Annotated in this window: 20 protein-coding genes; all 20 read left to right on the plus strand. The window is 42.4% G+C overall.

What is annotated here, in order from left to right; genetic code table 11:
- The first annotated feature begins 18 nt into the window (after positions 1-18).
- Positions 19-2,049 (plus strand): flagellar biosynthesis protein FlhA, encoded by a 2,031-nt coding sequence (flhA, locus tag MFF31_RS15390; RefSeq protein WP_238188992.1) that lies wholly within the window; start codon positions 19-21, stop codon positions 2,047-2,049.
- The gene (flhF, locus tag MFF31_RS15395; protein ID WP_238188993.1) at positions 2,046-3,266 is read left to right on the plus strand and encodes a flagellar biosynthesis GTPase FlhF; all 1,221 of its coding nucleotides are present in this window, start codon (positions 2,046-2,048) and stop codon (positions 3,264-3,266) included. Before flhA ends, flhF begins: the two co-directional genes overlap by 4 nt.
- Positions 3,259-4,128, plus strand: a complete 870-nt coding sequence (locus tag MFF31_RS15400; protein WP_238188994.1) for a MinD/ParA family protein — start codon at positions 3,259-3,261, stop codon at positions 4,126-4,128. The genes flhF and MFF31_RS15400 overlap by 8 nt, the downstream gene beginning before the upstream one ends.
- Positions 4,129-4,156: 28 nt before the next feature.
- Positions 4,157-5,467, plus strand: coding sequence for a protein-glutamate methylesterase/protein-glutamine glutaminase (locus tag MFF31_RS15405; protein ID WP_238188995.1), 1,311 nt, complete (start codon positions 4,157-4,159; stop codon positions 5,465-5,467).
- Between the two features lie 42 nt (positions 5,468-5,509).
- Positions 5,510-7,588 (plus strand): chemotaxis protein CheA, encoded by a 2,079-nt coding sequence (locus MFF31_RS15410; protein ID WP_238188996.1) that lies wholly within the window; start codon positions 5,510-5,512, stop codon positions 7,586-7,588.
- A 13-nt stretch (positions 7,589-7,601) separates the two neighbouring features.
- A complete protein-coding gene (locus MFF31_RS15415) occupies positions 7,602-8,063 on the plus strand; it encodes a chemotaxis protein CheW (protein ID WP_238188997.1) in 462 nt (153 codons plus the stop codon).
- Between the two features lie 3 nt (positions 8,064-8,066).
- Entirely contained in the window at positions 8,067-8,687 is a 621-nt protein-coding gene (locus tag MFF31_RS15420) for a chemotaxis protein CheC (RefSeq protein ID WP_238188998.1), read from the plus strand.
- A complete protein-coding gene (locus MFF31_RS15425) occupies positions 8,684-9,178 on the plus strand; it encodes a chemotaxis protein CheD (protein WP_238188999.1) in 495 nt (164 codons plus the stop codon). The genes MFF31_RS15420 and MFF31_RS15425 overlap by 4 nt, the downstream gene beginning before the upstream one ends.
- Before the next feature lies 1 nt (position 9,179).
- A complete protein-coding gene (locus MFF31_RS15430) occupies positions 9,180-9,626 on the plus strand; it encodes a hypothetical protein (RefSeq protein ID WP_238189000.1) in 447 nt (148 codons plus the stop codon).
- Positions 9,627-9,630: 4 nt separating this feature from the next.
- A complete protein-coding gene (locus MFF31_RS15435) occupies positions 9,631-10,416 on the plus strand; it encodes a FliA/WhiG family RNA polymerase sigma factor (protein WP_238189001.1) in 786 nt (261 codons plus the stop codon).
- A gap of 16 nt (positions 10,417-10,432) precedes the next feature.
- A complete protein-coding gene (locus tag MFF31_RS15440) occupies positions 10,433-11,839 on the plus strand; it encodes a flagellar assembly protein A (RefSeq protein ID WP_238189002.1) in 1,407 nt (468 codons plus the stop codon).
- A gap of 35 nt (positions 11,840-11,874) precedes the next feature.
- A complete protein-coding gene (locus MFF31_RS15445) occupies positions 11,875-12,201 on the plus strand; it encodes a hypothetical protein (RefSeq protein WP_238189003.1) in 327 nt (108 codons plus the stop codon).
- Between the two features lie 35 nt (positions 12,202-12,236).
- Complete coding sequence (locus MFF31_RS15450; RefSeq protein ID WP_238189004.1) at positions 12,237-12,800, plus strand: DUF6115 domain-containing protein; 564 nt, start codon at positions 12,237-12,239, stop codon at positions 12,798-12,800.
- Complete coding sequence (locus MFF31_RS15455; RefSeq protein WP_238189005.1) at positions 12,793-13,332, plus strand: hypothetical protein; 540 nt, start codon at positions 12,793-12,795, stop codon at positions 13,330-13,332. Before MFF31_RS15450 ends, MFF31_RS15455 begins: the two co-directional genes overlap by 8 nt.
- Positions 13,333-13,561: 229 nt before the next feature.
- A complete protein-coding gene (gene rpsB / locus MFF31_RS15460) occupies positions 13,562-14,257 on the plus strand; it encodes a 30S ribosomal protein S2 (protein WP_197933863.1) in 696 nt (231 codons plus the stop codon).
- Between the two features lie 113 nt (positions 14,258-14,370).
- Positions 14,371-15,021 carry a translation elongation factor Ts gene (gene tsf, locus MFF31_RS15465; RefSeq protein WP_238189006.1) on the plus strand — a complete coding sequence of 217 codons (651 nt, stop codon included), beginning with the start codon at positions 14,371-14,373 and terminating at the stop codon, positions 15,019-15,021.
- Positions 15,022-15,123: 102 nt separating this feature from the next.
- Positions 15,124-15,852 carry a UMP kinase gene (pyrH, locus tag MFF31_RS15470; RefSeq protein ID WP_238189007.1) on the plus strand — a complete coding sequence of 243 codons (729 nt, stop codon included), beginning with the start codon at positions 15,124-15,126 and terminating at the stop codon, positions 15,850-15,852.
- On the plus strand, positions 15,852-16,406 hold the full coding sequence (gene frr / locus MFF31_RS15475) for a ribosome recycling factor (RefSeq protein ID WP_238189008.1): 555 nt from the start codon (positions 15,852-15,854) through the stop codon (positions 16,404-16,406). Before pyrH ends, frr begins: the two co-directional genes overlap by 1 nt.
- Positions 16,407-16,556: 150 nt before the next feature.
- Positions 16,557-17,321: an undecaprenyl pyrophosphate synthase gene (locus MFF31_RS15480; RefSeq protein WP_238189009.1), complete on the plus strand. Its 765-nt coding sequence runs from the start codon at positions 16,557-16,559 to the stop codon at positions 17,319-17,321.
- A gap of 27 nt (positions 17,322-17,348) precedes the next feature.
- On the plus strand, positions 17,349-18,143 hold the full coding sequence (locus tag MFF31_RS15485) for a phosphatidate cytidylyltransferase (protein WP_238189010.1): 795 nt from the start codon (positions 17,349-17,351) through the stop codon (positions 18,141-18,143).
- The last annotated feature ends 14 nt before the right edge of the window (positions 18,144-18,157 follow it).

An 18,157-nucleotide genomic window follows, 5' to 3' on the forward strand; every position in this document is an offset into this window, starting at 1 on the left:
ACGGGAGGAGGTAGCATCATGAAAGCTAAGGATTTATTCATCATATTGGGTGTCATCGGAATCGTACTCATGATGATTATCCCGATCCCAATCTTACTAATAGACATTCTTCTCATACTTAATATCTCTATCGCTTTAATGATATTGCTCGTTTCGATGAATACGAGGGAAGCGCTCGACTTTTCTATCTTTCCTACTTTATTGCTCATTACAACCTTATTCCGACTAGCACTAAGCGTATCGACGACTAGAAGTATTTTGCAGCATGCTGAAGCAGGAGAAGTTATTGCTACCTTCGGAAGTTGGGTAGGCGGAGGCAACGTAGCGATTGGATTTATCGTTTTCCTAATCCTCGTTGTTGTACAGTTTATCGTAATTACGAAAGGTTCGGAGAGGGTTGCGGAAGTTGCAGCAAGATTTACACTCGATGCGATGCCTGGTAAACAAATGAGCATTGACGCAGACCTCAATTCCGGTCTTATTAATGAGTCCCAAGCGAGAGAACGCCGTTCCAAAATAGAACGAGAAGCAGATTTCTACGGTTCGATGGACGGTGCGAGCAAATTTGTTAAAGGTGATGCGATTGCAACAATTATCATTTTGATCATTAACTTGATCGGTGGATTTATTGTTGGTATGGCTATGCATGGTATGGGATTTGGAGAATCGCTAGAGACGTTCTCAATTTTGACGATCGGTGACGGTTTGGTTGCACAAATTCCAGCATTGCTCATCTCTACTGCTGCAGGTTTAATTGTTACTAGAGCAGCATCAAAAGGCAATCTATCAGAGGATATAACGTCGCAGCTATTCAGATATCCGAAGATGCTTTATGTTGCAGCAGGTACGATAGGTGTTCTTGGACTAACACCTATTGGGATACTTAGTACTTGGCCATTTGCCATTATTATGGCAGTTGGAGCATGGAGTATGCAGAAGCAGATTGATAAAAAACAAGAACAAGATGAACTGCTTGTTGAGGAACAACAGATTGAAGAAGTTCGCAGTCCTGAGAGTGTTATTAGTCTACTGCAAGTAGATCCGATAGAGTTCGAGTTTGGTTACGGATTAATTCCACTTGCAGATACGCAGCAAGGCGGTGACTTACTAGATCGAATCATAATGATTAGGCGGCAATGTGCACTTGAGCTTGGATTAGTTGTTCCGGTTATTCGAATTAGAGATAATATCCAGCTTAAACCTAATGAATATGTCATTAAAATTAAAGGGAATACGGTTGCTCGTGGAGATTTGCTGCTTAATCACTATTTGGCAATGAGCCCAGGATTCGAGGATGACACCGTAATCGGTATTGAAACGACTGAACCAGCATTTGGATTACCTGCAATTTGGGTTGACGAAGCGATGAAGGAAAGAGCTGAGTTATCCGGTTACACAGTAGTAGATCCGCCTTCTGTAGTTGCTACACATTTAACTGAGATTATTAAACGTCACGCGCATGAACTGATTGGACGTCAAGAAACGAAGATGCTGGTTGAAAATGTGAAAGAGTCATTCCCTGCATTAGTGGACGAGCTAATACCTTCGATATTGACAATAGGTGACGTACAAAAAGTACTTGCCAAACTATTGAAGGAAAAAGTGTCCATTCGAGATTTAGTTACGATATTCGAATCTCTTGCGGATCAAGGTCATTATACAAAAGATGCAGACATATTGACCGAGTATGTAAGACAATCGCTATCAAGACAAATTACACAGCAATTTACTCCTAGTGGAGATACACTTCGCGTTATTACAGTTGGTCCACAATTGGAAAAGAGAATTGCAGAATCTGTTCAACAGACTGATCAAGGAAGTTATATTGCTCTTGACCCAGTGTCAACACAGCAGATTTATCAGAAGTTGAACGAGCAAGTGAGTAGACAAATACAATCTGGACAGCAGCCAATCGTGTTAACGTCTCCTACTATTCGGATGTATTTGAGACAAATCATTGAGCGAACGATGCAAGATGTGCCTGTATTATCCTATAGCGAGCTTGAACCGAATATTGAAGTCCAAAGTGTCGGGGTGGTGAATTTATGAGAGTAAAACGTTACGTTGTAAATGCACTGCCAGAGGCCGTTACCATGATTAGGACAGAGTTAGGTAAAGACGCCGTCATCTTGGAGTCGAAAGAAATTCGGGTCGGGGGCTTTATGGGCATGTTCGGTAAGAAGAAGATGGAGGTTATCGCAGCTGTCGAAACCGGTGCCCAGAGGAATACAGAAACATCGCAGCGCAAACCTAGCGCAGAAGTAAATGCTGTTGTTGAACAAATTTTACAAACTGCACAACGTTCTTCTAACACTGCCGTTATGGAACCGCAGCAAGTATTACCGGTTATTACAACAGCGAGTAGTTCAGACAAGCGAGTAGAACGGGAACAGTTTATTATTGATGAAATTCGTGATTTAAGGGAATACATGGTTAAGCTTACAAGGCAGCAGAAGGATGCTAGCTTATTGTCTGATTCTCTGCAAGCATTGAAAGAGCGGTTGCTCGGACAAGAGATGGAACAAGACTTGGTAGAGAAGTTAATTGATACGCTCTTGGAAGATCAGCGGCAAACCGAGCGAATATTTGAGCAAAATGAAGTTTGGCTGAATGCATCTCAAATAATCGAAAGCTGGCTGGAACCATACAGCAGAGCACAATTGAGCTCGGAGGCACGTGTACTTCATTTTGTAGGACCTACAGGAGTCGGGAAAACAACAACCATTGCCAAACTTGCTGCTGAGCAGACGATTAAGTTAGGTAAAAAAGTAGGTTTTATTACATCAGATACGTATCGGATCGCAGCAGTAGATCAACTTAGAACATACGCTAATATTTTGAACGTACCGCTTGAAGTTGTTTTCTCTCCGATGGATCTGCCTAAAGCACATAAGCAACTTGAGGGACGAGATCTCATTTTAATGGACACAGCTGGACGTAACTTCAGAAGTGAACTCCATGTTTCCGAAGTGAATAGTCTTTTGCAAACGAATGAACCTAGCGAAACGATTCTTGTACTCAGTCTCACAGGCAAAACAACAGATATGAGTATTGTTGCGGAGAGGTTCAGTAAATTTGGTATAAACAAAGTGTTATTTACAAAGCTAGACGAAACAACAGTATATGGCGCCATCCTAAACCTGATTTTGAAATATGAGTTATACCCAACGCATATGGCAAGCGGGCAAAACGTACCTGATGATATTGAACGATTCCATGCAAAAAAATATGTGGAAATGTTATTAGGAGCAAGTGAACATGAATGATCAGGCGGAAGCATTACGTAATTTAGTTAAGCAGCAGGAGCTTCGCCTTGAACGAAAAGAAACGAGAGTTATTACGGTAACGAGCGGTAAAGGTGGCGTTGGAAAGTCTAATTTTAGTCTGAACTTCGCTTTATCATTACAACGACTAGGTAAAAAAGTGCTCGTATTTGATGCCGATATAGGTATGGCGAATATTGATGTTTTGATGGGAAGGACGTCAACATACAGTCTCTATCATCTTCTCAAGCAAGAAAAGACAATTTGGGATATTGTGCAAAATGGGCCGGAAGGCCTTCACTACATCGCTGGAGGATCTGGTTTTAGAGATTTGCTTGAGCTTTCGGAGGAACAACTTAACCGATTTGCTGCTGAAATTGAGAAGCTTCATGGTGAATATGATGTTATTTTATTTGACACAGGAGCTGGGTTGTCCAAAGAAACGGTAAAGTTCATCACAGCAGCACAAGAAACAATTGTTGTAACTACACCTGAACCTACGTCAATAACAGATGCGTACGCACTCATCAAGATGGTGAAAAGTATGGATATGAATGTCGTTTTCAAATTGATTGTTAATCGCGCAACTGATCAGCGCGAAGGGAAAGAAACAGCAGATAAGATTAGTCTTGTAGCGCGTCGGTTTCTCCAATCAGAACTTCCAACCTTAGGGATTGTGCCTGATGATTCTAACGTTTCTAAAGCTGTGAAGCGACAAGTGCCTTTCATGATCGCCTTTCCGGATACAGAAGCGGCAACAGCTGTAAGTCGAATTGCCAAGCAATATTTGGACATTCAACAACCTTATTCGGATAATGGGGGCGTCAAAGGATTTTTGACAAAATTGTTCAGACTTACAAGGTAATCCTTTGAAAATGAGAGGGGGGATTCGGTTGGCTCCTTATCGAGTATTAGTCGTAGATGATTCGGCATTTATGAGGAAGATAATAAGTGACCTCATTTTGCAAGACGATCGTTTCGTAATAGCAGCTACAGCTGTTAATGGTATGGAAGCTGTAACTGCTGTCGCAGAGCATAAACCGGATGTCATTACGATGGATTTAGAAATGCCCGTGATGAACGGGATAGAGGCACTTGAGCATATTATGAAGTCTACGCCAACACCAATCATCATGTTATCAGGTATTAGTGAGGATAACACACGGGATACGATTAAAGCTCTGCAGTTCGGAGCATTCGACTTTATTCACAAGCCGACTAGTGCTTTATCTACTGATATTCATCAAGTGGGTGAGCAATTGTTAGAGAAGCTTCGTGTAGCTGTATATACAAAACGAAGTAGATCCGCTCAAGTCATTGACAGGCCAATACAAGAGATTGTTCCTAAAGTGGAGTTGCAAGCGCTGAATAACGAGAAAAAGTTACACACGCCAAAGCAAACTCCAGCACCAAAAGCAGCAGTACCGCTACATAATTCTATTAAAGAAACAAAGACAGAAATAAAAGCTCCATTGAAACCAAAGACTGATGTTGTTTTTGTTGCATCACCAAAGAAAGTAAAAGAAGTAGAAAAGAAGCCTGCTCCGCTTCTTCCAAAGTTATCAGATAAAAAATCTAATTCTATTGGTAACGAATCCACAGGACAGCGTAAGGAGAAATCAACTTCATTCCGGCACATAGTCGCCATTGGAACTTCAACAGGTGGACCAAGAGCTTTACATGAAGTTATTTCCTCGCTTCCAGAATCGTTTCATGCGCCTGTCTTAATCGTACAGCATATGCCGCCAAGGTTTACTAAATCATTGGCACAACGATTAGACAGCTTTAGTGGCTTACACGTTGTTGAGGCTGAACAAGGGATGAAAGTTAATGCGGGTGTGGCATATATCGCTCCCGGCGGGTTTCATATGGAACTTGTAAAGGATGGCTCCGGATATGCCATTCGATTAACTGATCAGCCGCAGAGGAATGGTCATCGCCCATCGGTAGATGTTTTATTTGAATCATTAGTTCCGTTTAAAGAGTTGGCAAGACATGCTGTCATTATGACAGGAATGGGTAGTGATGGTGCTAAAGGTATGAAATTACTTGCCGAGAGTGGTGCTGTATCGACGATAGCCGAGTCTGAGGAAACTTGTATTGTATACGGAATGCCTCGGGCTGCTGTTGAAATGATGGCCGTACAAACGGTTATACCGCTTCAGCAAATTGCAACAAAGCTAATGAAAGTAGTATTGAATTAGGTATAGATTGTGCTCGATCATACTAACAGGAGGTGCTAGAAAATGGATATGAATGCGTATTTGTCCATGTTTATTGACGAATCAAATGATCATCTACAATCATTGAACGAAAACCTGCTTCGATTGGAAAGCGAACCTGAGGATCTAAGTATCGTGCAATCAATCTTCCGTTCTGCTCATACGCTAAAAGGAATGTCAGCAACAATGGGCTACGAAGATTTGGCTTCACTTACACATGAGATGGAAAATGTACTCGATTTGGTCCGCAACAGCAAGCTAAAAATGGATAGTTTTATATTTGATACGTTGTTTAAAGGTTTAGATGCACTTGAAGCAATGGTACAAGATATAGTAAACGGAGGGACTGGTAAAGCGGATGTAACCGTAATTGTTTCTTCTCTTCAAAAAATATTGCGGAATGATTACACGAGCGATGCTTCTGCTCCAACTACATCAGAACCAACAGCAGCTGTATCAAGTGGACAGACGGATACATCAAATGCAGTATTGCTTGATCAATTCCAATCTTCCATCATGCTGCAATCAATGGAAAGTGGTCACCAGCCCTTTTTTGTACAAGTAACGGTAGAAGAACATTGTGTTCTGAAAGCGGTTCGTGCGTATATGGTATTCGATTTGCTTGAGCGTAATGGTGAGGTTGTCAAAGCAGAACCGACCGTTCAAGATCTAGAACAAGAGAAGTTTGATCGTACGTTCTCAGTGTTTACTATCTCTACTCTAAGTGAGCAGCAATTAAATGAGCAAATATTAAACATTTCAGAAATCCAATCTGTTCAAGTTACTCTGCTTGATGCAGAATCATTGGAGTCGTTAACGATCGCCCCAGCGGCGGCTGCCATTGAAGCACCAGAAAAGATTGCGGAAACTAGGGCAGCAGTAACGCCATCAATTAAAGAACCTAGTGAAGTTGTTAAGAAGCCCTCTGGAGCACCTACTCAGGGTGCTGGAGTTGCCAAAACGATTCGTGTTGACATTGATCGATTGGACACGCTTATGAATTTATTTAGCGAGCTATTAATCGATCGTGTACGTTTGGAACAACTGGCGAGTGAGATTAAGAGAGTTGATCTAACAGAAACAGTTGAGCACATGTCAAGAGTAAGCACAGATCTGCAAAACATTGTTCTAAAATTACGTATGGTACCTGTTGATTCAGTGTTCAATCGATTCCCACGAATGATACGAGATTTAGCAAAGTCATTAGACAAAAAGATAGATCTCGATATTATTGGTGCAGATACGGAGCTCGATCGTACCGTTATTGACGAAATTGGAGATCCACTTGTACATTTGCTTCGCAACTCGGTCGATCATGGTATTGAGTCTGTACAGGAACGAATAGCTGCAGGGAAGTCAGAAACAGGAACCATTTATTTACGCGCTTATCATAGCGGTAATCATGTATTTATAGAAGTAGAAGAAGATGGTCGAGGCATTAATCATGAGCGTGTACTCCAGACTGCAATCAAAAATGGCGTAATTACGGAAGAGCAAAGCAAAAAGCTTACTGCTGATGAAATTAACATGCTTATTTTCGCTCCAGGATTCAGTACAGCGGACAAAATTTCCGATATTTCTGGCCGAGGTGTTGGATTAGACGTAGTAAAAACAAAAATTACTTCCCTTGGCGGTAATGTCACAATTAATTCCGCATTAGGAAAAGGAACTAAGTTTTCGGTACAGCTACCGCTAACACTTTCGATCATTTCTGCAATGTTAATTAAATTGGGAGATGAAAAGTATGCGATTCCGCTATCTTCCATAGTAGAGACGGGAATTATTCAAAGATCTAGTATTTTGAATGTACACGGCAATCAAATGATTGAGTTCCGGAATACTATCATTCCGTTGTTGTCACTAAGTCAAGTTCTAGAATCGCCTAGCTTTGATGAAACGAAGGAGCAAGAGACCGAAATTATTGTTATCCGCAAAGGAGAAAAATGGGCAGCAATAATGGTAGACGAGTTCATTGGCCAAAGCGAGATTGTTCTTAAATCACTGGGCAAATATTTGACTAATATTCATGCGATTTCCGGAGCGACCATACTTGGCGATGGATATGTTGCACTTATCATTGATCCGAACGCACTTATTAAATAAGGAGGTTTTTTCGATGGGAGAAGAAGTTAAAGTTATCGTGTTCGCACTAGGTAGTGAGGAATACGGCATAGAGGTTGATAAAGTTCGTACAATTGAGAGACTATCACCAATTACACGTGTTCCCAAAACGGCATCATTCATAAAGGGAGTTATTAACCTGCGTGGAATTGTTGTCCCTGTAATAGATCTGAGAGGACGCTTCAATTTGACTGAAACAGCCTCGACAGAAAATACACGTATTATCGTTGTAGCTGTAGGTGATGTTGAAGTAGGTTTTATCGTTGATTCGGCGAATGATGTCATTGATATTGACACAGATTCGATTGATTCTCCTCCAGAAATAGTAGGTGGTATTAAAGCAAAGTATTTGCGTGGCATCGCCAAACTAGGGGAAGGACGTCTGCTCATTATGCTTAATCTTTCTGAAGTTTTAAATAAAAGTGAAATTACCCAAGTTGAGCAACTAGAGGTATAGTCAGTGACATTATTTGAATCTTTCGAGGCCTTTGAGCTCGATGTGCTCAAGGAAGTTGGCAATATTGGTGCTGGTAATGCAGCAACTGCGTTATCTAAGCTCTTGGACAAGCCAGTCGATATGGCAGTACCGAGGGTAAGCCTTGTGCCATTCGAGGAAGTGGCTGAACGAGTAGGCGGTTCTGAACAAATCGTATTAGCTGTCTTTTTGAGAGTAGAAGGAGAAGCGCCAGGCAATATGTTTTTTATCATTGAAGAAGCATCTGCCAAACGTATGCTTAAACAACTGCTGTCAATGAATCATCAGGATGAAGTAGCATATTCCGAGATGGAACTGTCTGCTTTATGTGAGATAGGTAACATTCTTGCAGGCTCATATCTTTCTTCTCTCGCTGACTTTACTCAATTGTCAATGGTACCTTCAGTTCCGGCCATTGCACATGACATGGCTGGAGCGATATTGAGCTACGGCCTTATGCAGTATGGGGAAATGGGCGATTCTGCCTTACTCATTGAGACGACGTTTCTAGAAGATCGCCAATCTCTGGACGGACATTTCTTCCTTATACCTGATCCTGAATCTTTTAACAAAATTTTCAAGTCACTAGGAGTCGGTAAGGGATGATTGGGCAAACGTTAGTGAAGGTTGGCATGGCTGATCTCAATATTGCGTTAGACGGAGCAGTGTTGAAAACGACGGGTTTAGGCTCGTGTGTGGGGCTTACTTTGTATGATCCTAAAAGTAAAGTTGCGGGAATGGCACATGTTATGTTGCCAACTTCCAGCATTACGAGAGAATCACAATTTAACGTTGCAAAGTATGCGGATACAGCTATTCCTGAACTTCTTGAACGAATGAAAGCAGCAGGGGCAAAACTTGAGCGGCTTGAAGCAAAAATGGCTGGAGGAGCTCAAATGTTCGCGTTTTCGGGGCAATCTGATTCACTTCGGATTGGTCCTCGTAACGTAGAATCATGCATTGCAATGATGAATCAGTACAACATACCGATATTGTCTCAGGAAACTGGCGGTAACTATGGCAGAACTGTTGAGTTTGACAGCAATAATGGTGTTCTTCTAATAAGAAGCGTGCAGTTTGGAATAAAGGAGATTTAATATGCTAGGAACATGGCGATGGAATGTAGCATTTGGAATATTGGGTATGGGGCTAACTGTCCTTTTCTCGATCGGCAACAATCCGTTGTCAGTCATATTACTTAGAAGTCTGTATGCATGTATAGTCTTTTTCGTTTTAGCTTACGCTGTACGCGCAATTCTAGCTATCATTTTGCGTCCTCCTGCTATAGTAGGGGACCCATTCGTACAGCATGAGGAAAAGGGCGGACAACTGGATCTAACGACACCCGATGAAAGAGATGATTTAAACGACTTGCTGAAGACACAGCTGCAAGGCGGGGTAGGTGAGGCTCAAAGCGGACAAGCTGACAAACCAAATGAGTTGGAACAGGGGTTTCGTCCACTTGCTCCCCCTCAATTTGTTTCAACGAACAATAAGCAACCAGAGGATTTAGCGAAAGCAATCCGTCACCTGACAGGAGAGTGAGTCAATGACAGAGCTAAAGACGCCTCATTTGACTAACATCCAGATGTGGCAAGCATGGAAAGAACATGGTGATCTTGAGGCCAAAAAGGGCCTAATTGAGAACTATTTGCCACTTGTAGATTATGTCACCAACCGAATGGCAATCGGTCTGCCAAAAAACGTTATAAAGGATGACCTCGCAAGTAATGGTGTAATGGGACTTATCGATGCCATTGAGAAGTTTGATTACTTGCGCGGACTACAATTTGAAACTTACGCTTCATGGCGGATTCGCGGATCGATTATCGATGGACTTCGGCAAGGGGATTGGGTTCCTCGTTCTGTACGTGAAAAAGCGAAACGGGTAGAGGATGCTTATCAGCATCTGGAGCAGCAGTACATGCGCTCCGTTACGGATGCCGAAGTCAGCTCATATTTGCAATTAACGGAAAAAGAATTTACTACTATGCTACAGGACATCTCAGTTGCAACGATTTGTTCATTAGATGATCCAATTCGTGAAGAAGAGTCTGAGACCAGAATGTCTTTGCTCGTAGATGACAAGGCAAAAAACCCGGATCATAAGGTCCATGAGTTTTACTTGAAGGAATCTTTAATTAGCGGCATTGAACGTTTAACAGAAAAAGAAAGAACAGTAGTTTCTCTATTTTATTATGAAGAACTTTCGCTCAGCGAAATTGCGGAAGTGATGTCACTTTCACCATCGAGAATATCCCAGCTCCACTCCAAAGCTATTTTAAGGCTACGGGGAGCTTTGGCTAAACATAAAGATCAACTAATGCAGCACTAGAAGGGGGGGGAGTAAGGTGGATCATCAACAACTAGACTCATACCTGCGTATCCAGACATCAGCTGATAAGCTGTCTGCCTTCATTACATTTAATCGAATAACAGATGAATTTTCTACTGTTTTAACTGAATTGGAAGTATTTGTTCGTAGTAAAGGTATAGTCCATGGAATTAAGCTGGATGTATTAGAACAAATATGCATAAATCCATTAGCTTATTGTCGAGAGCAAACCTTAATCGCCCAAGGAAAAAGTTCTGCTCCGGGTAGCGATGGGTTAATCCGCTATGTGTTCGAAGTGGATAATGGTCAGCGTAAACCAGCGGAGGATCTAGACGGCAAGATTGATCTGAAGGAAGTAACTCAGTTAAAAAATGTAAAACGTGGGCAGCTAATTGCGGAATTAGTAGAGCCACAGCCAGGACCCGCAGGAATGACCGTTACAGGCGAAGTAATTGAACCTAAACATGGTAAGCGTGTGCGGTTTAAAATTGGCAAAAACGTTGTTATGAATGGCGAACAAACTTCACTGTATGCTGCAATTGATGGGCTGATTACGATGACGGATAAAGGTAAAGTAAACGTTTTCCCTGTTTATGAAGTCAATGGGGATGTGAACTATAGCGTTGGCAACATCGATTTCGTAGGTACAGTTGTCATTCGAGGCAATGTTCTAAATGGTTTTCGCGTAAGAGCATCTGGAGATATCCGGGTAATTGGCGGAGTTGAAGGTGCTGAGCTTGAGTCTGATGGTTCGATCGAAATTACTAGTGGCATTATGGCGGGTAATAAGGGTTATGTTAAAGCAGCCGTTAATGTTAAAAGCTCATTTATTCAAGACGGAAATGTGTATGCTGGAGAAGATGTGCTTGTATCGCAGAGTATCATGCATTCTGCTGTGAAGGCAGGTAGAAATGTCATTTGTTCTGGAGCAAAGGGGCTTATTGTTGGCGGTATGGTACAAGCGGGAGAAGTCGTTCTTGCAAGAACGATGGGAAATGCTATGTCAACAGCGACAACGATTGAAGTTGGTGTAAATCCGCAGCTTCGCGAAGAATTGCTAGAGCTTCGTTCAACGATTAAGCAGTCAATAGAAAGTAACGAAAAGTCTGAGAAAGCATTAGCCATATTGGATCAATTGGCTTCAGCAGGACAGTTGACGCCAGATCGTTTAGCACTTCGTACTAAACTAAATGCGACAAAACGACAGTCGGTCACGATGATTGATGAATCTAAAACACGTATGCTGGAAATTGAGAAGATGCTAGAGGATACCGAACGTTCAAGAATTGATATAAGCGGTACAGTATATAGCGGTACAAAAATCGTGATCGGCCGATATACAAAGTTTGTAAAAGACAGCGCACAGCGAATTACATTTCGTTTGATGGACGGCGATATTGCGTTAGTTCCTTATCATAATTAAAGAACCGTTCGTTAATCGAAAAGGGGAGAGGTCATATGACGTTTAAACCATTAGATTTGCAAATGTCGGTTCCTCGGACACAAGAATTTGGCGGCAAACATCAGCAAGCTATACAAAGACCTCTGTCTGAGCAAAACATATTAGCCAATCAAGCTTCGAAGGATACAGAGGAGCTGCGCAGGCAAAATACAGCAGTGGAGCAGTCTTCTAAGCCGCAAGTTCGTGCGGATCAGGAGAGCAGTCAGGGCAATAAACATGGAAAGAGCGCTCGGAGTAGTAATGCTGACGGGATGGAAAGCGATGATTCAAGCGAGTCACCGCCGCATCCTTATAAAGGAAAGCGCTTGGATATTAAACTGTAATAAAAATGGATAAATCGAAAGGCGGGAGATAAACAATGCAGCCATTACAATATATTTTACTCGTAGGAGCGGTTGTTATTGTAGGCGCCTTCGTCATGCCTAAGAGAAAGCAAGAATCAGCACTGTCAGCACCTCAATCTGTTCAAAATATGGAAACAGCGCTGGAGCAGTTTATGGAAAACATGGAGAAGGACAATGAGGAGCTTGTTAAGTTGGTAGCATCGGCCCAGCAAGCTAGTAATCAAGAAGCTACCAAAAAGGATGAACGCATTGCCGCTCTAGAGAAACGTTGTGAGCATCTTGAAGAACAGCTTAGAACGACAGTCTCACATTTATCTTCAGTGGCTAGTGCTAGGAGCCAAACATCCTTGCCTCTAGAGAAAATGACTGCTTTATCGCTTTCAGAAACAAAGCTCACACAAGACTCTACAATTGCACAGATTGATAGTGAATCGATAAATGCCCGTTATCCAGAGCTGTTTCAGCTGTATGGAGCAGGTAAATCTATCGAAGTAATTGCGAAGAAGCTTGGGATGAACAAAGGAGAGGTATCACTCATCATAGGTCTTGCCAAACAGGAGGGAACGCTCCATGTTTAATAAACGTTCCTTTCTGCTCGGTCTTGGTGTGGGTATTATTATAGGTGCTTTGCTGCTTGAATTGTTTAATCTTGGGAAAGACAGCCAATCTAAGCTGAACGACCTTAGTCATAAGATAGAAGAACCAACCGAGAGTATTTCGACTGAGGGTGCAGAGATCCCCCCAACTCCTACTATTCTGCCTGTTAAGAAGGAGCAGGAGACAGTAGCGACTTCAACAATTTCACCTACTATATTAGAGAAGGAAGCTACTAAAGCCCCAGCGCCTACACCTTCCGATGATCTGACTGAGAAACACTTAATACAGATTAAACCAGGCTTCAAAATAACGACAACTGCAAACCTGCTTAAATCAGCAGGGATCATTGATGATGCCAATCAATTTATTCGTGAAATGAAGGCGTCTAAGAAAGCGATCCGGGCTGGTTATTTTTTGTGCGCTAAGGGGATAACTGCTAAGGAAGCAGTCGAAATCGTATCTAGTACACCGCTTACAAAAAAAGAAGTTGAGCAGATTAAGAAAGCGGGCTAAGGTTCACTTCAGCTTTTTAAAAATACTAGCTTGTATTTTGTCGAAATAATGGACAATACTTTGCAATGGAATCTTGCGCTGAATGTTCATTTGTGGTATATTAAATGACGGTGTTAAAATCACACGCCTATCAATTTCGTTAATGGTGCTTTCGCACGGCGAAAGTTTTGACGGAAAATGCGATTGGCGGAGGGACACACAAAAAACCATTACAGGAGGTGTTGAGGACATGGCGGTTATTTCCATGAAACAGCTACTAGAAGCTGGGGTACACTTCGGTCATCAGACTCGTCGTTGGAACCCGAAGATGGATCGTTATATCTTCACAGAAAGAAACGGAATTTACATTATCGACTTGCAAAAAACGGTTAAGAAAGTTGATGAGGCTTACAACTTTGTTAAATCGATCGCTGCAGAGGGCGGCACTATGTTGTTCGTCGGCACGAAGAAGCAAGCTCAAGATTCAGTGAAAGAAGAAGCTGAGCGTTGTGGAAACTTCTACATCAACCAACGTTGGCTCGGCGGAACTCTAACTAACTTCTCAACTATCCAAAAGCGTATTGATCGCTTGAAGCAACTTGAGAAATGGGAAGAGGACGGCACTTTTGAAGTTCTACCTAAGAAAGAAGTTATCATTCTTCGCAAAGAGAAAGATCGCTTGCAAAAATTCTTGGGCGGCATCAAAGGCATGAAAGGTCTTCCAAGCGCTTTGTTCATTATCGATCCACGTAAAGAGCGTATTGCTGTTGCAGAAGCTCGCAAATTGGGTATTCCAATCGTTGGTATCGTTGATACAAACTGTGATCCGGACGAAATCGACTACGTTATCCCTGGTAACGATGATGCAATCCGTGCAGTTAAATTGCTTACTGCTAAGATGGCTGACGCAATCGTTGAAGCTAATCAAGGCGAGCAAACAGCTTAATTTAGCTGTTTAAACACAACTTCGTAAACAACAAAGGGTGGTCAGATGGTGAAAACCTCTCACTACCCTTTTTTTGAACAAAATTCAGATGTAAACTTTTAGGAGGGTTTTTCATGGCAGTTAATGCGAGCGCAGTAAAGGAACTTCGTGAAAGAACAGGAGCAGGAATGCTCGATTGCAAAAAAGCACTTGACGAAACAGGTGGCGATGTAGATAAAGCAATCGCTGTCCTTCGTGAGAAAGGTCTAGCAGCAACAGCTAACAAAGCTGGTCGTATTGCAACAGAAGGCGTTGTTGAATCATACATTCATGCTGGCGGCCGTATCGGCGTTATCGTTGAAGTAAACTGTGAAACTGATTTTGTTGCTAAAACAGATCAATTCCGTGAATTTGCTAGAGATATCGCTATGCATATCGCAGCTTCGAACCCTAAGTTCGTTCGTCGTGAAGAAGTATCTGCAGAAGAGCTAGAAAAAGAAAAAGAAATTCTTAAAAACCAAGCTCTTAACGAAGGTAAACCAGAAAAAATCGTTGAGAAAATGGTTGAAGGCCGTATTTCCAAATACTATGAAGAGTATTGCTTGCTTGAGCAATCTTTCATTAAAGATCCAGACCTAAAAATCTCCGACTTGTTGAATGAAAAAATCAACAAAATCGGTGAAAATATTGCTATCCGTCGCTTCGTTCGTTATGAGCTTGGCGAAGGTCTTGAGAAAAAAGTTGACAACTTCGTTGAAGAAGTTATGGCTCAAGCAAAACTTTAATCCGAACGCACAGGCGGGGCGGGGCGTCCGCCTCGCCTTGCTTCTATATGGAAACAAAAATGAAGGACCTCGCACGCGAGGTGCATGATGGAGGTAGAAACGTTGGAGCATCCTGTATTTAAACGCATCGTCTTAAAAGTAAGCGGAGAATCATTGTCAGGGCAGGAAGGTTTCGGTATCGAGGCAACTGTCATTTCGTCCATTGCTAATCAAGTAAAAGAAGTTATCGCACTTGGTGTTGAAGTTGCTATCGTTGTAGGCGGCGGAAACATCTGGAGAGGTATCGCTGGATCGGCAAAAGGTATTGACCGGGCAACAGCAGACTACATGGGTATGCTGGCAACTGTTATGAACTCGCTTGCGCTGCAAGACGCGCTAGAGCAAATTGATGTGCCAACACGTGTGCAAACATCGATCGCTATGCAACAGATCGCAGAGCCTTATATTAGACGTCGTGCGATTCGTCATTTGGAAAAAGGACGTGTCGTTATTTTTGCAGCTGGAACAGGTAACCCGTTCTTCTCTACGGATACGACAGCAGCTCTTCGTGCAGCTGAGATCGAAGCAGAAGTTATTTTGATGGCGAAAAATAAAGTAGATGGTGTTTATTCTGCTGATCCGTTTAAGGATGAGACGGCTGAGAAGTTTGAAGAATTGACTTACATGGACATGCTAAATCTTAACCTTGGTGTCATGGACTCAACGGCTTCCTCGCTTTGTATGGATAACAACATCCCGCTTATCGTATTCTCAATTACTGAGAATGGTAATATAAAACGAGTAGTACTCGGAGAAAAAATCGGAACGATTGTGAAAGGAAGTGCAAAATAATGCCTCAAGCTATTAAGAAGAACGCTGAAGAACGGATGGACAAAGCCATTTCTGCCCTAAAACGCGACTTATCAACACTTAGAGCAGGCAAAGCAAGTCCGGCGCTTCTAGATCGTATTCAGGTTGAGTATTATGGTTCTTTAACGCCACTAAGTCAGTTGGCTAACATCAACACCCCGGATTCTCGTACGGTGATGATTACGCCTTGGGACAAATCGTCCGTCTCTGCCATTGAGAAGGCGATAATGAAATCGGATTTGGGTATTACTCCATCTAACGATGGATCAGCTATCCGTATTTCCGTACCTCCACTAACAGAAGAACGTCGTGTTGAGCTCGTGAAAACGTCGAAGAAATTCGGAGAAGAAGCGAAAGTTGCGATCCGTAATATTCGTCGCGATGCTAATGATGATGTGAAGAAGCTAGAGAAAACGGATATTTCCGAAGATGAATCACGTCGTCATCAAGAGGATATTCAAAAGGCGACTGACAAGTTTATCGCTGAAGTGGAAAAAGTTCTTGTTGCTAAAGAAAAAGAAATTATGGAAGTTTAAAAACATAAAAGACCCCTCCATTAGGTGGGGTTACATTTTGACCAAACCTTCCTCTAGCTCTCGAAGCGAGTTTGCTGATCAGACTTCCTGATCACTTTCTTACTTGGCTGCTTGGTGGAGGTTTTCTCATATCGGTTGGGAGGAAGCTAGATGATCAAGCGACTTTGGGCCAAACTAGGCAAATCGTCCTTGCCGACGGCTGATTCGCTCACGCTCGAAAACATACCTCAACATGTTGCCATTATTATGGATGGAAACGGCCGCTGGGCTAAAAATCGCGGGTTACCGCGTGTAGCGGGACATCATTCTGGGATGAAGACGGTAAAGCGTATAACAATCGCCGCAGATCGGCTTGGAATCAAATATTTGACTATGTACGCATTTTCTACAGAAAACTGGAAACGTCCAAAGTCAGAAGTGGACTTTTTAATGAAGCTTCCGCAGCAGTTTCTTGAAATTGAATTGGATGAGCTTATTTCAAACAATGTTCAAGTACGCATGATGGGAACTCGTGAAAAGCTTCCCCAGCATACACTTTACGCTTTAGAAGAAGCTATGAGGAAGACGGCAAACAATACAGGACTTGTTTTAAATTTTGCTCTTAACTATGGAAGTCGCATGGAAATGTTGGATGCTGTAAAAGAGATTGCAAAGGATGTTCAAGAAGGTCATATAACGGTGGATGGAATTGACGATGCATTAATGTCTAGCCGCCTGCTGTCATGTGATATACCTGATCCGGATTTACTTATACGAACGAGTGGGGAGCTGCGACTTAGTAACTTTATGTTATGGCAGCTTGCTTACAGCGAGCTTTGGTTTACGGATGTGTATTGGCCGGAGTTTACAGATAAGCATTTTTATGGAGCGATCCAAGAATATCAACGACGTGCTCGGCGATATGGGGGATTATAGCTTCAACTGACGGAGTGTGACTTTGCTTTGAAACAACGATTGATTACCGGTGTTATTGCAGGCGCATTGTTTATTGCCCTTACAGTTTTGGGTGGGGCATTTTATACCGGACTGCTCATTCTGCTTGCCATTATAGGATTTACTGAATATTCTCGAATGAACGGCGTGAGTCCGATTCATCCTTCTGCACTTCTGGGTTACGGGGGTGTATTGTTTTTTGTTCTCCCTTGGTCGGATTGGGGAATTGAACTTCCTTCTGCTATGACTATCGTATGGATGTTAGCATTTTTACTGCTTGCTATCACCGTCATTACCAAAAACAAAACGACGATAGACGGAGCAGCATTTATGTTGCTTGGCGCTATTTATATCGGTTACGGCTTCTCAGCCATGATATCGGTTCGTGGAATCGAGACGCATGGTTTATTTTGGACATTTCTAGCTTTTGGCTGTATTTGGGCATCAGATATTGGTGCTTATTTTGTTGGAAAAGCAATTGGCAGAACAAAGCTTTGGCCTTCTATTAGTCCAAATAAGACGATTGAAGGCGCAATTGGTGGCGTAGTTATTTCACTTATTGTTGCAGTCGTCTTCGCATTGGCAGCGCCAGAGACGATCAGTATTACAAAAGCGCTTATCATCGGTATTGTCGCTGCAGTTGCAGGACAGTTTGGTGATTTGATTCAGTCTGCGTACAAACGAGTTAAAGGTATTAAAGATACAGGAAACTTGCTCCCTGGCCATGGCGGGGTGCTCGATCGTTGTGACAGTTGGTTGATCGTATTCCCGCTGCTCCTACTTACTGAGCTTATTCACCTATAGGCATATGGAGGAAT

It is taken from the genome of Paenibacillus sp. L3-i20 (genome assembly GCF_022180385.2).
Classification (GTDB): domain Bacteria; phylum Bacillota; class Bacilli; order Paenibacillales; family Paenibacillaceae; genus Pristimantibacillus.

Coding starts and splice junctions, on each gene's coding strand:
- flhA (WP_238188992.1), top strand. CDS start 19: ATGAAAGCTAAGGATTTATTCATCATATTGGGTGTCATCGGAATCGTA.
- flhF (WP_238188993.1), top strand. CDS start 2,046: ATGAGAGTAAAACGTTACGTTGTAAATGCACTGCCAGAGGCCGTTACC.
- MFF31_RS15400 (WP_238188994.1), top strand. CDS start 3,259: ATGAATGATCAGGCGGAAGCATTACGTAATTTAGTTAAGCAGCAGGAG.
- MFF31_RS15410 (WP_238188996.1), top strand. CDS start 5,510: ATGGATATGAATGCGTATTTGTCCATGTTTATTGACGAATCAAATGAT.
- MFF31_RS15415 (WP_238188997.1), top strand. CDS start 7,602: ATGGGAGAAGAAGTTAAAGTTATCGTGTTCGCACTAGGTAGTGAGGAA.
- MFF31_RS15425 (WP_238188999.1), top strand. CDS start 8,684: ATGATTGGGCAAACGTTAGTGAAGGTTGGCATGGCTGATCTCAATATT.
- MFF31_RS15430 (WP_238189000.1), top strand. CDS start 9,180: ATGCTAGGAACATGGCGATGGAATGTAGCATTTGGAATATTGGGTATG.
- MFF31_RS15435 (WP_238189001.1), top strand. CDS start 9,631: ATGACAGAGCTAAAGACGCCTCATTTGACTAACATCCAGATGTGGCAA.
- MFF31_RS15445 (WP_238189003.1), top strand. CDS start 11,875: ATGACGTTTAAACCATTAGATTTGCAAATGTCGGTTCCTCGGACACAA.
- MFF31_RS15450 (WP_238189004.1), top strand. CDS start 12,237: ATGCAGCCATTACAATATATTTTACTCGTAGGAGCGGTTGTTATTGTA.
- MFF31_RS15455 (WP_238189005.1), top strand. CDS start 12,793: ATGTTTAATAAACGTTCCTTTCTGCTCGGTCTTGGTGTGGGTATTATT.
- rpsB (WP_197933863.1), top strand. CDS start 13,562: ATGGCGGTTATTTCCATGAAACAGCTACTAGAAGCTGGGGTACACTTC.
- tsf (WP_238189006.1), top strand. CDS start 14,371: ATGGCAGTTAATGCGAGCGCAGTAAAGGAACTTCGTGAAAGAACAGGA.
- frr (WP_238189008.1), top strand. CDS start 15,852: ATGCCTCAAGCTATTAAGAAGAACGCTGAAGAACGGATGGACAAAGCC.
- MFF31_RS15480 (WP_238189009.1), top strand. CDS start 16,557: ATGATCAAGCGACTTTGGGCCAAACTAGGCAAATCGTCCTTGCCGACG.